This is a genomic window from Candidatus Dadabacteria bacterium, assembly GCA_009837205.1.
GTDB lineage: Bacteria > Desulfobacterota_D > UBA1144 > Nemesobacterales > Nemesobacteraceae > Nemesobacter.
Genome location: VXTZ01000022.1, coordinates 118,775 through 134,153 on the forward strand (window position 1 = coordinate 118,775; position 15,379 = coordinate 134,153).

General features: G+C 49.7%; 16 protein-coding genes. 7 read left to right on the plus strand and 9 right to left on the minus strand.

What is annotated here, in order from left to right:
* Positions 1 to 63 precede the first annotated feature (63 nt).
* Genes rplM through F4Z13_05020 form a run of 3 tightly spaced genes read left to right on the plus strand, consistent with a single transcriptional unit; the run spans position 64 to position 2,245 of the window.
* Positions 64 to 492 carry a 50S ribosomal protein L13 gene (gene rplM / locus F4Z13_05010; protein ID MXZ48597.1) on the plus strand — a complete coding sequence of 143 codons (429 nt, stop codon included), beginning with the start codon at positions 64 to 66 and terminating at the stop codon, positions 490 to 492.
* A 6-nt stretch (positions 493 to 498) separates the two neighbouring features.
* Positions 499 to 894 carry a 30S ribosomal protein S9 gene (gene rpsI, locus F4Z13_05015; GenBank protein MXZ48598.1) on the plus strand — a complete coding sequence of 132 codons (396 nt, stop codon included), beginning with the start codon at positions 499 to 501 and terminating at the stop codon, positions 892 to 894.
* Positions 848 to 2,245, plus strand: coding sequence for an inositol-3-phosphate synthase (locus F4Z13_05020; protein MXZ48599.1), 1,398 nt, complete (start codon positions 848 to 850; stop codon positions 2,243 to 2,245). The genes rpsI and F4Z13_05020 overlap by 47 nt, the downstream gene beginning before the upstream one ends.
* Before the next feature lie 18 nt (positions 2,246 to 2,263).
* Here the strand turns inward: F4Z13_05020 and F4Z13_05025 are convergent, their stop codons facing one another.
* The 6 genes from F4Z13_05025 to F4Z13_05050 form a co-directional block, all read right to left on the minus strand.
* Positions 2,264 to 3,409 carry a sigma-70 family RNA polymerase sigma factor gene (locus F4Z13_05025; protein ID MXZ48600.1) on the minus strand — a complete coding sequence of 382 codons (1,146 nt, stop codon included), beginning with the start codon at positions 3,407 to 3,409 and terminating at the stop codon, positions 2,264 to 2,266.
* Positions 3,410 to 3,574: 165 nt separating this feature from the next.
* Entirely contained in the window at positions 3,575 to 4,186 is a 612-nt protein-coding gene (locus tag F4Z13_05030; protein ID MXZ48601.1) for a superoxide dismutase, read from the minus strand.
* 640 nt (positions 4,187 to 4,826) lie between these two features.
* Positions 4,827 to 6,071 (minus strand): hypothetical protein, encoded by a 1,245-nt coding sequence (locus F4Z13_05035; GenBank protein MXZ48602.1) that lies wholly within the window; start codon positions 6,069 to 6,071, stop codon positions 4,827 to 4,829.
* Between the two features lie 94 nt (positions 6,072 to 6,165).
* The gene (locus tag F4Z13_05040; GenBank protein MXZ48603.1) at positions 6,166 to 6,894 is read right to left on the minus strand and encodes a hypothetical protein; all 729 of its coding nucleotides are present in this window, start codon (positions 6,892 to 6,894) and stop codon (positions 6,166 to 6,168) included.
* Positions 6,891 to 7,814: a DNA cytosine methyltransferase gene (locus F4Z13_05045; protein ID MXZ48604.1), complete on the minus strand. Its 924-nt coding sequence runs from the start codon at positions 7,812 to 7,814 to the stop codon at positions 6,891 to 6,893. The genes F4Z13_05040 and F4Z13_05045 overlap by 4 nt, the downstream gene beginning before the upstream one ends.
* Positions 7,807 to 8,739, minus strand: coding sequence for an IS1595 family transposase (locus F4Z13_05050; protein ID MXZ48605.1), 933 nt, complete (start codon positions 8,737 to 8,739; stop codon positions 7,807 to 7,809). Before F4Z13_05050 ends, F4Z13_05045 begins: the two co-directional genes overlap by 8 nt.
* 260 nt (positions 8,740 to 8,999) lie before the next feature.
* Between F4Z13_05050 and F4Z13_05055 the strand changes: the two genes are divergently transcribed.
* Positions 9,000 to 9,737 (plus strand): ATP-binding cassette domain-containing protein, encoded by a 738-nt coding sequence (locus F4Z13_05055; GenBank protein MXZ48606.1) that lies wholly within the window; start codon positions 9,000 to 9,002, stop codon positions 9,735 to 9,737.
* Between the two features lie 80 nt (positions 9,738 to 9,817).
* Here the strand turns inward: F4Z13_05055 and F4Z13_05060 are convergent, their stop codons facing one another.
* The 3 genes from F4Z13_05060 to F4Z13_05070 are packed head-to-tail and all read right to left on the minus strand — an operon-like array spanning position 9,818 to position 12,000.
* Entirely contained in the window at positions 9,818 to 10,306 is a 489-nt protein-coding gene (locus F4Z13_05060) for a 2-C-methyl-D-erythritol 2,4-cyclodiphosphate synthase (GenBank protein MXZ48607.1), read from the minus strand.
* Positions 10,281 to 11,009 (minus strand): 2-C-methyl-D-erythritol 4-phosphate cytidylyltransferase, encoded by a 729-nt coding sequence (gene ispD / locus F4Z13_05065; protein MXZ48608.1) that lies wholly within the window; start codon positions 11,007 to 11,009, stop codon positions 10,281 to 10,283. Before ispD ends, F4Z13_05060 begins: the two co-directional genes overlap by 26 nt.
* Positions 11,010 to 11,013: 4 nt before the next feature.
* Positions 11,014 to 12,000, minus strand: coding sequence for a PIN domain nuclease (locus F4Z13_05070; protein ID MXZ48609.1), 987 nt, complete (start codon positions 11,998 to 12,000; stop codon positions 11,014 to 11,016).
* A gap of 200 nt (positions 12,001 to 12,200) precedes the next feature.
* Here F4Z13_05070 and F4Z13_05075 point away from each other — a divergent pair, with 200 nt between their 5' ends.
* Genes F4Z13_05075 through F4Z13_05085 form a run of 3 tightly spaced genes read left to right on the plus strand, consistent with a single transcriptional unit; the run spans position 12,201 to position 15,379 of the window.
* Positions 12,201 to 13,019 carry an MBL fold metallo-hydrolase gene (locus F4Z13_05075; protein MXZ48610.1) on the plus strand — a complete coding sequence of 273 codons (819 nt, stop codon included), beginning with the start codon at positions 12,201 to 12,203 and terminating at the stop codon, positions 13,017 to 13,019.
* Positions 13,016 to 14,314 carry an adenylosuccinate lyase gene (locus tag F4Z13_05080; GenBank protein ID MXZ48611.1) on the plus strand — a complete coding sequence of 433 codons (1,299 nt, stop codon included), beginning with the start codon at positions 13,016 to 13,018 and terminating at the stop codon, positions 14,312 to 14,314. The genes F4Z13_05075 and F4Z13_05080 overlap by 4 nt, the downstream gene beginning before the upstream one ends.
* 21 nt (positions 14,315 to 14,335) lie before the next feature.
* The gene (locus F4Z13_05085; protein ID MXZ48612.1) at positions 14,336 to 15,379 is read left to right on the plus strand and encodes a DsbA family protein; all 1,044 of its coding nucleotides are present in this window, start codon (positions 14,336 to 14,338) and stop codon (positions 15,377 to 15,379) included.

The window sequence follows — 15,379 nt, forward strand, 5'->3', positions numbered from 1 at the left end:
CTTTGACTTTGAGCTTACATTCGGTAGAATCGATACCCTTAATTTATCCGAAGAGAGAATACTATGAAGTCATACATGGCCAGAAACGACGATTTTGAAAAGAAGTGGTACCTGATCGACGCTCGGGGAAAACCCGTCGGAAGGCTTGCAACCAAGGTGGTTTCGATTCTTAGGGGCAAGGGCAAACCGCAGTTTGCTCCTCATTCGGATATCGGAGATTTCGTCGTTATAGTCAACGCCGATAAAGCCACATTCTCTGGCAGGAAGTGGGAGCAGAAAACCTACTACAGCCATTCCCACTATCCCGGGGGACTTAAATCCGTTACTGCGCAAGAACTGGCCGAGAAAAAGCCGGGAGAGATAATCCGCAAGGCCGTCTGGGGGATGCTTCCCAAAAACAGGTGGCAGAAGAAACTCATACAGCGGATGAAAGTCTATGTCGGAGACAAGCATCCGCACATGGCCCAAAATCCCGAGGTTCTGGAGGTCTGATTCATTATGCCTGAAACCGTTATTTACAATGGCACGGGGAGAAGAAAAACGTCAATCGCAAGAGTCTGGCTTAGGAGAGGTAGCGGTTCCATTACCGTGAACAAAAAATCCGTGGAAGAGTACTTTCCCAGAGAAGTATGGCAGATAAAGGCCCGCGAACCACTTAGCGTCACCGATACTTCTATGGAGTATGACGTGATGGTCAGGGTGAAGGGAGGAGGACTTACCGGCCAGGCGGGAGCCATGAGCCACGGACTTGCCAGAGCCCTTCTCAAGGCCAACGAGTCGCTTCGCAAGAAACTCAAGGTTTCCGGACTGCTGAAACGCGATCCCAGGATGGTTGAGAGCAAAAAGTATGGGAAACGCAAGGCGAGAAGGGGACAGCAGTTCTCCAAAAGGTAATTCATACTTGACCGATCCAAACCAGAAGTTCCAGAGAAAATTCGACATCCGCCCGGCCAAGGGAAAGCTTGGGGTGCTGATCCCTGGGATGAGCGGGGCGGTAAGCACAACTTTCATAGCGGGCGTAAAGGCGGTGGTAAAGGGAGTGGGAAGGCCCATCGGCTCCCTGACGCAGATGGGGAAAATCAGGCTCGGCAAAAGAACCGAGAAGAACTTTCCTCTCATAAAAGATTTGGTTCCGCTGGCCGAAATCCAGGACATGGTGTTTGCCGGATGGGACATACACGATGAAGACTGCCACGCCTCGGCGCTTCGGGCCGGAGTGCTCAGTCCCGAACTTCTCGGGAAAATAAGACGGGATCTTGAAAAAGAGTCACCTATGCGGGCTGTTTTCGATAACAGGTACGTCCGTAATCTCAAGGGTTCCTACGTAAAAAGGGGCAAGACGAAGATGCATCTTGCCGAGGCCCTGATCAGGGACATAAAGAGATTCCAGAGGGAAAACGATATCGAAAGGTTGGTAATGCTCTGGTGCGGGAGTACCGAGGTATATCTTGAGCCGTCGGAAGTTCATGAAACCATAGAGAGTTTCGAGAAGGGGCTAAGGGAAAATCACGACGATATTCCCCCGAGCATGATCTACGCCTACGCGGCCATAAAATGCGGCGCCTCCTACGGGAACGGGGCCCCTAATCTATCCGTGGACATCCCCGCGCTTCAGCAGCTCGCGATTGAAAACGAGGTTCCAATAGCCGGCAAAGACTTCAAAACCGGCCAGACACTCATGAAGACTATTCTGGCTCCGGGTCTTAAAAGCAGGATGCTCGGGCTCAACGGGTGGTTTTCAACCAATATACTGGGTAACCGGGACGGAGAGGTGCTTGATGATCCCGGTTCTTTCAAAACCAAGGAAGAAAGCAAGCTGGGTGCACTTGAGTACATATTTCAGCCCGAGATAAATCCTGAGCTTTACTCGGATTACTACCACAAGGTAAGAATAAACTACTACCCGCCGCGCGGAGACGAAAAAGAGGCGTGGGACAATATAGATGTTTTCGGATGGCTTGATTATCCCATGCAGATAAAGATCAATTTTCTCTGCCGTGACAGTATACTCGCCGCACCGGTGGTTCTTGATCTCGTGCTGTTCCTAGATCTTGCGCATCGCGCCGGTATCTACGGGGTCCAGGAGTGGCTTTCCTTTTATTTCAAAAGTCCCATGGTCGATAAGAGGCTCTACCCAGAGCACGATCTTTTCGTTCAGTTCACCAAGCTGCAGAACACGCTTCGCTACCTGCAGGGCGAGGAACTGATAAGCCATCTGGGGATTGATTACTACGGTTTCGGCTAAGCGGGCCGCGGTTCTGCTCTACTGCTTGAGGAAGCTTTCTAGGTCTTTTCTCACGCCGGAACTTGCGAGTTTCCCGAGGGCGGCTTTTTCTATTTGTCTTATCCTTTCCCTGGTCAGATTGAATCTCTTGCCGATCTCATCGAGAGTGTAGGTGCTCTGGCGTCCTATGCCGAAGCGAAGCCTGATGATCTCCTCTTCTCTTTGATTCAGAAGGGTAAGAGCTTCCTTCAGTTTTTCCGCAAGGGACATCTTCGCTATTATCGTGTCGGGGATTTTAGCTTCCTTATCCGCGACCGAATCAAGAAGCGTGGTCTTCTCCCCGTCGAGAACCGGCGTGTCGAGGCTTATGGCGTCGTTTGTGGAATTGAGAATCCTGTTTATAACCTCTGCTGAGATTCCCGAAGCCTCGGCTATTTCCTTGGGCGTCGGCTTTCTTCCCATTTCCTTGCTAAGCTTTGCACTCGTCTTGTAAACCCTGTTTGCCTGCTCAAGCAAGTAGACAGGGACCTTTATGGTCCTGGTCTGTCCCTGCAGGGCCCTGAGTATGGCCTGGTGTATCCACCATGAGGCGTAGGTGGAGAACTTGTAGCCTTTTGTGTAATCAAATCTTTCGACCGCGCGCATTAGACCTAGGTTTCCTTCCTGGATGAGATCCGGAAGCGGCAGGCCTCTGCTCATGTACCTTCTCGAAATCGTTATTACGAGTCTCAGGTTGGCCTTTACGAACTTCTGCTTGAGTTTGAGTGCCCAGTCGACGTAAATTCTCTCCATAGCGCGCAGGACCGCTATTCTGTGTGCTATCGCACGCGCCTTGGCCGAGTTTTTTCTTGTGCGGATTTTCTCGTATTTTTCAATGCTCTTGGGAACCTTGGCCATCCTGATTTCGCACATCTTGATTCTCGCGGATATCTCGACTTCCTGTTTCGCGGCGAAAAGAGGCTCAACGGCCATGTCCTTAAAGTAGACGTAAAGAAGCCGGAGCTGTTCATCGGGGATCCATTTGTCCTTCTCTTTGTCCTTCCCCCTGGGTTTCAGTTCCTCTTCGTCCGAGCTGTCAAAACTCTCTTCGGTTTCGTTTTCCTCGATGTCGTCGTCAACATCATAGGATTCAAACCCAGAGTCGTGTTCCGCATTATCCTGAAAATCCTTGTATTTAATGTCCACCTTACTCTCTCACCAATTCCCTGATTGAAAAACGGAGGTAACAAAAAAGGTTTTCAAAGCCCGAGCGGGCAATGAAAATTAGCACCTTCCATCCCTATTAGGGAATTATAAGATTTTTCGTGCTAAAATGTAAGCGTTTTTTTTCCAAGTACGGTTTCGCGGGAATTACTTCGCCTCGGCGAAGTTCTCCGAAACCTGTTCCCAGTTCACCACATTCCACCACGCCTTCACGTAGTCGGGCCTTCTGTTCTGGTAGTTCAGATAATATGCATGCTCCCAGACGTCGAGGCCCAGAATGGGTTTCAGTCCCTCGGAAACCGGGTTATCCTGGTTTGGGGTGGATGTTACCACGAGCCCTCCGCCCTCGTCCACGCAAAGCCACGCCCAGCCGCTTCCGAATCTGGTGGCGGCTGCTTTGGAGAATGTCTCGGCGAAAGCGTCGAAGCTTCCGAACGCGGAATCTATGGCATCGGCAAGCTCACCCGAAGGCGTTCCTCCGGAACCGGGAGCCATGCACGGCCAGAAAAGGCTGTGATTCGCGTGCCCTCCGCCGTTGTTTCTTACCGCGGTTCTTATGTCTTCGGGAACGGAGTCAAGATCGCCGAGCAGTTCCTCAAGCGATTTGTCCGCCAACTCCGGATGTTTCTCCAGCGCTGCGTTTAAGTTGTTTACGTACCCTTGATGATGCTTTGAGTGATGTATTCTCATTGTTTCCGCGTCTATATGCGGTTCCAAAGCGTCATGATCATAAGGAAGATCAGGTAATTCGTGCGCCATTTTCCTCTCCTTTTAATCTCTCGAAATAAAAAGCCGAATTTGGGATTATATATACAACTGCGGACAGTTGCAAGTAGATTATACCAGAATGTCAGGGGAATCCTATGCTTGTTAGCGAATTCCGAAGCATACCAAGCCGGGGAGTCCACAGACCCTGGACACGGGCAGTTTCTACCGAAAGGCTGCTCTTTTTGCCTGTTTCGTCAGTACGTGCGACCCTCACGACAACCTCCCGCGCATTGAACTGCGGAAACCCAGCCTTTGAGGCTGACAGTACGAAACCCATGTCTACTGTTTATACCAGCTTCGGAGGGAAAAAGTCAGCGATTCTTTTTAACTTCCTGTGAATTTACGATTAAATCACTGACCAAGCATAGCGTGGAATCGCCCTGACCAGAAGGGTACTGGAAGTAAATTGAATTAACCGCCGTTTTGCAATGAATATAGATACGTTTCCATTCAGCCTGACTCAGACTCTCCCAGCAACCCTGCACTTGTCTCTATGTACGTAAAAATGGTGGCAACATGTCTTCGACCGTAAGCCAAGAAGCGGTCGAAAAGATGGAACAGATAAAATGGGACCGCCGGAATTAACCGTCTTTCTTACGGAATCAGAGAGACTCTAGCCGGAAAATTCGCTTTACTTCTTTGACCGGTCTCTCCACCAAAACGCAATACAGATTGAGAACACTACCAAAAACAGGTTAAAAACAGCACTCCAAGGCTTGCTGTCCGTCCCCGCAATGGCGCATCCGTCATCACCATCACTATCCATGTCGCCAGCGCCATCCGGCTCGAACGGTTCATAAGTTCCGGAACCAAAAATGAAAACTGTTCGCGGCCGGTGGTCGAATGTCACCGCTTCAACATAACTGGTCTTAAGCGATCTTCCGGGTGATCTCCCCTCCATATCAACATCGTCTTCCTCTATAGTCGGATTGTCCCATTTATACTTGACAAAACCCGACTCCCCGTGCTCTCCCGCAACTTTAAGAATCTCGGCACCGATGTCAACTTCATCCTCGTCAAGGATATTCTCAAAAGGACTCCCCGTAAACTCCGGATTGTTTCCGTTAAGGATCACAAAAGGAGCTCTATTCCCTATTTTAGCCATGATAAAGAGGTATATGGAGCCTTCCTTCCAATGTCCTCTTCCCAGACATGACGCCTTATTAAGGGCATCTTGGAGCCCCTGCGTACCTTGTGGTGTCTGCTCTAGCTTTAGCAAACCATCAATTCTCTTGATCGCCTCCTTTACAAAGTCCCTCAAGTCTTCGTCTGCTCCACTCTCGTTTACCTGTTGGGCCGTTACAGCAGGTTCATAATCTGGACAGTCAGGGGGTGTTATAGCCGGGTCGTCCTTTGCATGATTAAAACCACCGATTAAGATGCCCTTTAACTCTCGGTTGATAGAGTCATATTGAACTGCGCAACTCCACCTATCCATATCTCCGTACTGGACACAAGCTGCTTCCCCCGGAGCGACTTGTTCAAGCTTGGCAAGGAGCTCTCGTACAGTCTCAAGACCGGCTATGGAGTTTCCAAACAAGTCTTTGGTATAGATTCCATGATTTATTATGGTTCCACCACTTTTGCTAATTGTAATCAGGTATACAGAATCACTGTTCCATGTTTCCTGCGTTCTCATTTGCCTGTTGAAAGCCGAAAGCTCGGCACGTCCTCCCGCAACGGCCTCATCCATGTGCCGTTTTGCGTGCAATACAAAGCTTTTCATTGTAGGTTCATCGCTAGCAGAAGCCGCCTCGCTAGCCGTTGTTTGAGGATCGTCATGGGATCCATCGGCAAAAGCGGAAATGCCCGGGAAAAAAGTTATCATAGCAAACATCACGCCTAATGTGATTACAAAACCTCGAAAGCTCTTCATAATACCCCCTCCTGAATTACAATTCTGAAATAGGTTGCACCTTTATAAAAACAATTGAGGCTGTAAAAGAACGGAATGTTTAACTTAAGGGCTTTTAAATCTTGTAATTCGTAATTTTTTTCTCATCAAAAAGCCCTAGAAACCTCGTTATATCCAGCTTGATTTGTACATCGTTCCCGGGATGTTTTGGATCCGTCTTTGCCAGCTTAACCCGTTGTCCGTTTCCGCCCTTCCTCTGAAACACGATACAACCGCCTATCATGATATTTCCGCCTCGGCTTGTAAACTGGATGTCCGAGCCTATCAGCTTGAGAACATCCTTCATTTTCCATATCCGCATGACGCTCTCACACGCATCATAAAGCACAAGGATTTCTCTTGAGGGGTTAGCGGAGAAAGCATTAGAAACTATCCGCTTTGCCCGCACTTCAAAAATCTGTTTCCATCTCTGTCTTGTCTCTTGAGGAAACAAAAGCGATTTTGTGTTGGCGCTCTTGGACAATACCAAGTCCTTAAGTTCGCTTCTCTCCGCTTGCGACAGGTCAAACCTCTCGGCAAAGGTATCAATAGGCATTCGAGTTACCTGATTGTATCCCTTGCCCTTGTAAGCCTTCACATTGGCGTCCATAGTCCGGTCTCCGGCAAAGCTCATTTTCACATCGCACTTTGCCGTTTCTCCGCCTGTCTGCATTGATATCAGATACCTTCCCTCAATGCCGAAAGCGTCTTGTATAGTCTTAATCACGCGGGGATGGTCGCCTACACTGTTCTTGAACAGTATCTCCACATTGCTTCCCCTGTATGCGTTTCTGTTCCCTCTCATATCACTATGCTATCATAAGCCCTTGTTACCATGTCGGGAATAACGGCGTTGCCAAGTTGCCTGTAGCCTCTCGCTCCAACATCGGTAACATGATTAACATCAAAACCCATAAGCCTCTTACACTCGGAAATAGACAACCGCCTTACCACGCCGTCAACCAGATATAAGCCTGTTCTAGACCCTACGCCGCCACTATCCGCCGCAAGCGTAATGGCGTGTCCGTTAGGATGGTATATTCTCTCACCTTGCCCACCCTTGTTAAGATGTCCTATTCTGATCGGCTTGTGTGCAGGTTCGGGTTCACCATCTTTTTCAATCGTGATGTCATCCCTTCGGATTATCAAACGCTCATCCACAAAATCATCAAGCACATCCTTTAGAAATATATCTTTGCGGTCGGGTTTCGGTTCTTTATACCGCAACCCAGTACCTTTTCTCACACAAGCGAAATAGACCCTTTCTCTTTTCTGGGGAATGCCGTAATCGCTTGCGTCAAGTAGGGAATAGTGAACGGAATAACCCGCCTCGTCCAGCCTTGCTTCAATCGTTTTCATTACATCTCCGCCGTCCACTGTAAGGATGTTTCGTACATTCTCAAGCAGAAGCACTAACGGCTTGTGATATTCCACTACACGCAAGATTTCATAAAAGAGCCTCCCCCTGCGGTCATCCATACCGCCTTTTTTTCCGGCTATGCTGAAACTCTGACAGGGGAAACCGGCACAGAGAATATCATGCTTAGGTATCTCCCGGGCATTGATTTCACAAATATCGCCCCTGGGATTGTCATTGAAATTTCTTTGGTAAACCATCCGAGCGTGTTCGTCTATCTCTGAAGAAAAAACACACTTCATTCCCAGCCTTTCCATTGACACCCGGAAACCGCCTATGCCCGCAAACAGGTCTATGAAGTTATACACGCCCCGCCACCGCTCCGAGCATCGCATCAAAAACAACTTCCGGCTTTTCTTCTCGGGCATTGTACTTAAACACCGATTCCGCAATGTAGAGGGGAAGATACTTGACTGTGTAGTTATGGTGCGTTCCATACCAAGCCCGCTTTACAAGAGACCAGTAGCCTTCCACGCTGTTAGTGTGAACAGTCTTGTTTTTCACATATTCCTTAGCCGAGTGATTAACCCTCTTGTGCGGGGCAAGAGCTCCGATCCTGTTATAGATCGGGTATTCGTCAGTGTGTATTTCACTGTCTCCGAGCTTTACATTCTCAAGTATCATGTTTCTTACGAAACCTTGCCTGTATTGCCCTTTGGCAACCGGCTTGGCTATCACCCTGCCTTTCCGTTCAACCATGCCTACAACCATCGCCTTGTCCGTCCCTCTGCCCCTCTTGCGGATGTTTTCGGGGCCTTGATGACGGGGTTTTCCGCCGATATAGGTTTCGTCTATTTCTACGATTCCCTGAAGTATCGGAGAACGCATACCGAGTAAGCCTTTTCTTATCCTTTGTGAGAGCCTGTAAGCCGAAGGAACGCTTATTCCAAGATGTCGTGATAACTGACGGCTTGAGATTGATTTCTTTGCTTCGGCAAGCAGGGATATTGCCAAAAACCATTTCCAAAGCGGAATTTTGGTTTTGTGCATTATTGTGTTTACGGTCGGAGAGAAGGAATTACCGCAATCGTAGCAAGCAAGCCTTCTGCGTCTCCCTTTTTCCTTTGCCTTTATGCCCGTCTTGATGCTTCCGCAGTAGGGGCAGGCAGGTTCCTTGTCCCAGCGGAGCTTGCATAGGTAGTCCGTGCAGGCATCATCGTTATTGGCAAAGTGTTCTATAACCTTTATACTGTTTACTGTGTTTAACCTCCTAAGATGGTATAAGAATAACACAGTTTCAGTAAAATGTCAAGCCCTTAAGTTAAACATTCCGTAAAAGAATAATCTGGAATCTCTTTGGGCAAGTCCAGCGAAACCAGTTCTCGCATTCCCCCACTGCCTTCTTGGGTCTGGAAGCTTCGCCGGATAATGCAAAACCCCAAAATATCTTCACAGTCTTATATAATTTACTCTCTGCAGTAGATTATGCCAAAAATTGTCCCCCGTTTTTACATATAGTTACGATAAAGTAAATTTAAACTCCTGAGGTTTCCATGTCGGAAAACATAATCGAAATGACGGACGTGTGTAAGTCCTTTGACGGAAAGGTTGTTCACAGGGGAATAAATCTTTCCGTAAGAAGCGGAGAGATCATTACCGTCTTGGGGGAGAGTGGAGTCGGGAAAAGCGTTTTGCTAAAGGAGATAAACGGTCTCGTTAAACCCGACAGCGGAAAGGTCGTGGTTCTGGGAGAGGATACTGTGCAGATGGACGAGAAGCAGCTTGTGAAAATAAGAAAGGAAACGGGTATGCTGTTTCAGGGTTCCGCCCTTTTTGACTCGCTTAGCGTGGAGGAGAATATAGCTTATCCCCTGATTGAAAACTCGGATCTTCCCCCTGAGGAGATAAAAGAAGCAGTTGCCCGAAACCTCGAACTGGTCGATCTTCCGGGAATCGAAGACAAGTACCCCGGGGAACTGAGCGGAGGGATGAAAAAAAGAGTGGCTCTTGCAAGAGCAATCGCCACCCGTCCGAAGATTCTTCTCTACGACGAGCCCACGACCGGTCTTGATCCTCCCAATATAAAAAGGATTGCCAAGCTGATAAAGAGCATGAGAGACCGGCTCAGGATAACCGGGGTCGTCATTACCCACGACATAGGCACCGCCTACGAGGTTTCTGACAGGATAGCGTTTCTTTACGAGGGAGAAATTGTGTTCACGGGAACTGTGCCCGAGGCCCGCGAGAGCAACATTTCCACATTCAGGAATTTTCTCGATAGCAAGATGTAGAGGCATTAAAACCTGATTTTTGTCGGAGAATCTGCACCAACTCTTGAGTTGCAAGAGCGGAAAGGAGCTTTTCCAAAGAATTATGGTTTCGGTGGATCCGGGCTTAGGCACGCTGAAGCCATGGCTGCTATACCTTCTTTTCTTCCTGTAAAACCCAGGCCTTCGGCTGAAGTTCCCTTTACGTTTACGGCGTCGCTCGAAATTCCTAGGGCATCGGCGATTTTCTCCTCCATAGCGGATGAGTGAGGAGAAATTCTTGGCTCCTCGCACACCACCGTGCAATCAATATTTTCTATACGGTAGCCCTTGCCTGCCATCATCCGGGCGACCCGGGAGAGAATTGAGAGGCTTGAAGCATCCTTGTATTTTGGGTCGTTCGGCGGAAAGTGTTTTCCCAGGTCTCCCTCGCCGATAGCTCCCAAAATAGCGTCGGCAACCGCGTGGGAAAGCACGTCAGCGTCGGAATGACCGGCAAGCCCCCGGTAGCCCTGAATCTCAACGCCGCCCAGTATGAGCGCTCTTTCCTCGCAAAACGCGTGCGCGTCAAACCCCGTTCCTATTCTGTACATTGACCACTTCTCCTTTGCTTACGATAAGCTGAGCTATTTTGAAGTCGGCTGCGGTTGTGATTTTTATGTTAAGGTCGTCTCCCGCTACCACGCTTACCCTTATTCCCTTCGCTTCGGCAAGCGCCGATTCGTCGGTCGCGTCAAGATCCGCGATGCCGTCTGAGCAATAGATTTCCGCGAGTATCTCCCGGCGAAAAGCCTGCGGAGTCTGGGCTCTCCAGAGTTTCTCCCTTGGAACCGTTTCCGAAATAAACGGTCCGGGCTCATGTGCCCGCTTCAACGTGTCCGTAACGGGAACGGCGCATATGCAAGCGCCTGTGCGGGCGCATCCCTCTATGACTCTTTTGATCGTGTCGTTATCAACGAAAGGTCTCGCAGCATCGTGAATTAGCACCATGTCACTGTCCGGTGGTGTGGCGCGAAAACCGTTTCTTACGGATACATGCCTTTTTTCGCCCCCGGCGACTATCGAGGTGATTTTTTCAAACCCGAAGCTCTCGAGCAGTTCCCTTGAGCGCGAAATTTCGTCCTCGGGCACTACGACCACTACGCTTGTTATGAGTCCGCTCGACTCGAAAGTCGAAAGGCAGTAGGTAAAAAGAGGTTTTCCGCCGAGTGCGGCGAACTGCTTTTTCCCATGAGTGGAGAATCTTTTAGAAAGACCGGCGGCCGCCACTACGGCTGAGACTTTTGGGGTACTCACAGGGTCAGCCCTCTTTTTTCAGTTTTGCGAAAACTATCCTTCCGGTCGGTGTCTGAACCATGCTTCTCGCTGAAACGTCCACGTCTTTTCCTATCTGCCTTGAGGCGTTGTCCGTTACCACCATTGTTCCGTCGTCGAGATAGCCGACTGCCTGATGCTGTTCCTTTCCGGGTTTCACGAGGCTTATTCTTATTGTCTGCCCCTGCTCCACAACGGGTCTCAGAGCGTGGTTCAGGTTGTTTATGTTAAGCACGGTGATTTTCTCGAGATCGGCGATCTTCTTTAGGTTGTAGTCGTTGGTGACCAGTATTCCGTTCAATTTCTTCGAGAGTTCAATGAGTTTTATGTCCGCGTCTTTTATGTGTTCGAAATCATGATCGGTGATGCTGACGCTTATCGAGGGGATGTCGTTTTGCATCCTGTTTATGATGTCAAGCCCCCTTCTGCCGCGAGTTTTTCTTGCGGGGTCCGAGGAATCCGCTATGTACTGAAGTTCCTGGATGATGAATTTGGGTATTATTAGTTCTCCTTGGAGAAATCCCGTTTCGGCGATGTCGGCGATGCGCCCGTCTATTATGACGCTCGTGTCAAGTATTTTCGGGGCAAGTGCCTCCGGCTGCCTGAAAAACGAGTCGGATGCTGCCGTGGCAAGGGAGGTTTTGTCAAAACCTATTACCGCGCCTACGCAAAGGAGAAGCAGGAAGATTCCCGCTTTTACATGGGGAAGCAGGGGCCCGGCTAACGGAAAGCTGTTAAGAATAGTGAGCACCGCAAGGTATATGAAAGTGGCTGTGAGCATTCCGACTGACATTCCGAGTGCCTGGCGAAGCGAGATTTTCCTGAAAAGCATCCGGAAACCCGCAAGAACCACAAAAGCGAATATCCCGCAGCCGACGGCCGTGAGAACCGAGCGGGAAAGAGAAAGGTAGTCGGGACCGAGGGCAAACGCAACAAGTGCAAACGCTATGGAAAGTGTAATAGAGAGTCTCATTAATAATCCGGCCCTTCCGAGGGAGCAAACTATAGAATATATGAAGGCTTGAGTTTTAACAAGTTCTCCGTTGCGGGCTTGGGGATACGGTCGGCGGTTTTTCACCGATTTCTACTGGTCAGTTATAATTATTGTATTCCGGGCGAAATGAACCGGTTTTTTTGATTTTCCACACAGCCGGGTTTTCGCGTGGACGAAATATGATGAAATTCTGCACTCTTGCCAGCGGCAGTTCTGGCAACTCGCTTTATCTTGAGTCGAAATACTCGAAAATACTGATTGACGCGGGAATTAGCTTCCGAAGGATCTCGCGGAGTCTCGGGGATATGGGTATAGTCGTGTCCGATCTTGACGCTGTGGTGCTTTCGCACGAGCACGAGGACCACTCAAGAGCTGTCGGGAGAATGTCCGCAGTGCCTGTTTACGTGTCAGGTGAAACTGTTGGTTTCTGGGAAGGAAAAAGAAACGGACGCAGTAACGGAAACGGCGCCAAGACTTCACATTTGCCCAATGGTGGGATAGAGGAACTGAGGGAATTTAACTCAGAAGAGCCGTTTCGTATAAACGACCTTACCCTTACTCCCTTCTCGGTGGCGCACGACGCCATCGATCCGGTCGGTTTCACCGTAACCGATGGCTGCGTCAAGGTAGGCATAGTTACCGACATAGGGAAACCTACGGCGCTTGTGAGGGAGAGCCTTAAAAACTGCGACGCCCTAGTGCTCGAATCGAATCATGACAGGGAAATGCTTTTTTCGGGTTCCTACCCGCCGTACCTCAAGCAGAGAATAAGCGGGGGGCACGGGCACCTGTCGAATGATCAGTCAGCATCCCTTCTGGGCGATGTTCTGCACGACGGGTTAAAATACGTTCTGCTGGCGCACCTAAGTGCGAGTAACAACACTCCCGAGATGGCGCTTGGGTGCTCGCTTGAAGTTCTGCGCCGAAGAGGTGCTGAAGGCCGTGTTGCTTTGGCTGTGGCTCCGCGAAGCGCGGCCGGGGAGGTTATAACGATTTGATCTCAAGGTACTCCAGAGAGGAAATGTCGCGGATATGGTCGGACGAGAACCGCTACCGCACCTGGCTCGAGGTGGAGCTGGCCGTGTGCGAAGCGTGGGCGCACTACGGGGAGATCCCTGCCGACTCTCTCGCCGGCATAAAGAAAAAAGCCGCCTTTGACGTAGAAAGAATTGCCGAGCTTGAAAGGGAACTTAAACACGACGTTCTGGCCTTTCTCACCTGCGTTTCCGAGTACGTCGGAGATGATTCGAGGTTCATTCATCTCGGAATGACCTCTTCAGATGTTCTTGATACCGCTTTTTCTATACAGCTTCGCAATGCGGGCGGACTGATAGTCGGGGGTCTTGAGAAACTGCTCGGGACTCTCCGCAAAAAGGCGTTTGACTACAAGGATACTCCGATGATCGGGCGCTCCCACGGCATACACGCCGAACCCAGAACTCTGGGCTTGGTGTTTGCCCTGTGGTATGACGAGATGAGAAGAAACCTTGAGAGAATGAATTCAGCGCGGGACGCCGTGAGCGTGGGGATGATGTCGGGCGCCGTCGGCACCTATGCCAATATAACTCCGGAGGTTGAGCGTTACGCATGCGAGCTGCTTGGGCTCCGTCCTGCGGGAATATCGACGCAGGTGATACAAAGAGACATTTACGCGCAGTATTTTCTCTGTCTTTCTCTCATAGCGGCTTCGGTGGAGAAAATCGCTACCGAGATAAGACATTACCAGAGAACCGAGGTAGGAGAGATGGAAGAGCCTTTTACCGAGGGGCAGAAGGGATCTTCCGCAATGCCGCACAAGAGAAACCCTGTGCTTTCGGAAAACCTCTGCGGACTCTCAAGGATAGTAAGATCCCACTCTGCCGCAGCTCTTGAAAACATAGCTCTCTGGCACGAAAGGGACATAAGTCACTCCTCCGTCGAGAGGGTCATAGGTCCCGACGGAACAATACTTGTTGATTTCATGCTTGAGAGACTCTGCGGCCTGATCGAGGGCCTGCGGGTCTATCCCGACAAACTCGAGAGCAACATCTGGATTACCCGGGGACTTGTTTTTTCCCAGAAGATTCTCCTTAAACTTGTAAAAAAGGGCCTTTCAAGGGAGGAGGCCTACTTGCTCGTGCAGCGAAACGCCATGAAGTGCTGGGAGGAACAAAAGGATTTTCGGGACCTGCTGAAAACCGACTCGCAGATAACGGGTATCCTTTCGGACAAAGAGATCGATTCGTGTTTTGAACTTGAAGAAGATCTAAAAAACATAGACCATATCTTCGCCGCCGTTTTCGGCGAATCATAACTGGCAAGGAGTTTCCACAAAATGAGAAAAGAAGTATTCTCCCGAAAGGCGAGAGAGTCTGTTTTTGCAACGGCTGTTTTAACGATCCTGGCGGCAGTTTTTCTTTCCCCCGCGACTCTCTTTGCGCTCGATAATGTTGACCCCGGAAAACTTGAGTACCACTTCAAGAACCGCTATGGGGTTTATCTTCCATCTGGTTTTACGGTAAAGGCGGTTAAAGGGAAAGATTCTGAGATGAGAGAATTCAAGGAGGGCAAATACGAAGTCGGATTTCCTGACGGTAAAAGTCGAAGCTTCCCGTTTCTTGTAAGTCGTGACGGGAAGTTTTTGATAATGGGCAACCCGCCCATCGTAAAGGTGAATGAGATGGAGGAAACGGGTGTTAAGGGAGTCAAGCAAGGGTCTCTTGCCTCAGAAGGTGGACAGGTTCCGATTCTGGTTTCAGGAGACCGCAAAACAATAATGGTCGGCAGGCTTGAAAATCTCGACAAAGATCCAGCAGCCGAGACCGCCCAGAAGATCTCCCTTGAGAATGTTCCTTCAAAAGGAAATCCTGATGCCCAGGTAACCGTGGTTGAGTACTCGGATTTTCAATGTGGCTACTGTGCCAAGGCCGCAAACGAGGTCGCAGACTTTCTCAAGGACTACCAAGGCAAAGTCAGATTGTTTTACAAACAGTTCCCGCTTTCGTTTCACAAGTGGGCCGAGGATGCCTCGATCGCCTCTCTTTGCGTGTATGACCAAGCAAACGACAAATTCTGGGAGATCCACGACACTATTTTCGAAAAGCAGGGAGAAATAAAGGTTGCCGACGCCAAAGAGACCTTTGCCGAGATGGCGCGCAAACTCGGGGTCGACATGAAAAAATACAATCAATGTGTTGAATCCGAGGAAACCAAGCGGAGGGTCGCTTCGGAAATGGATGAGGGCAGATCGATCGGGGTAAGCGGCACTCCGACATTCGTGGTTGACGGCTTCGTGATTTCGGGAGGGGCCAACATGAAAGCGATTAGAAACGCCGTGGATTATCGACTTTCCCTGAAGTCTGAAAGTTCCGGGATGTAG

Bases quoted from the DNA above. Each gene is read 5' to 3' on its own strand.
- F4Z13_05060 (MXZ48607.1), bottom strand. From the start codon at position 10,306: ATGTACAGAATAGGAACGGGGTTTGACGCGCACGCGTTTTGCGAGGAA.
- rplM (MXZ48597.1), top strand. From the start codon at position 64: ATGAAGTCATACATGGCCAGAAACGACGATTTTGAAAAGAAGTGGTAC.
- F4Z13_05085 (MXZ48612.1), top strand. From the start codon at position 14,336: ATGAGAAAAGAAGTATTCTCCCGAAAGGCGAGAGAGTCTGTTTTTGCA.
- F4Z13_05035 (MXZ48602.1), bottom strand. From the start codon at position 6,071: ATGAAGAGCTTTCGAGGTTTTGTAATCACATTAGGCGTGATGTTTGCT.
- rpsI (MXZ48598.1), top strand. From the start codon at position 499: ATGCCTGAAACCGTTATTTACAATGGCACGGGGAGAAGAAAAACGTCA.
- F4Z13_05055 (MXZ48606.1), top strand. From the start codon at position 9,000: ATGTCGGAAAACATAATCGAAATGACGGACGTGTGTAAGTCCTTTGAC.
- F4Z13_05070 (MXZ48609.1), bottom strand. From the start codon at position 12,000: ATGAGACTCTCTATTACACTTTCCATAGCGTTTGCACTTGTTGCGTTT.
- F4Z13_05075 (MXZ48610.1), top strand. From the start codon at position 12,201: ATGATGAAATTCTGCACTCTTGCCAGCGGCAGTTCTGGCAACTCGCTT.
- F4Z13_05020 (MXZ48599.1), top strand. From the start codon at position 848: ATGGGAAACGCAAGGCGAGAAGGGGACAGCAGTTCTCCAAAAGGTAAT.
- F4Z13_05030 (MXZ48601.1), bottom strand. From the start codon at position 4,186: ATGGCGCACGAATTACCTGATCTTCCTTATGATCATGACGCTTTGGAA.
- F4Z13_05040 (MXZ48603.1), bottom strand. From the start codon at position 6,894: ATGAGAGGGAACAGAAACGCATACAGGGGAAGCAATGTGGAGATACTG.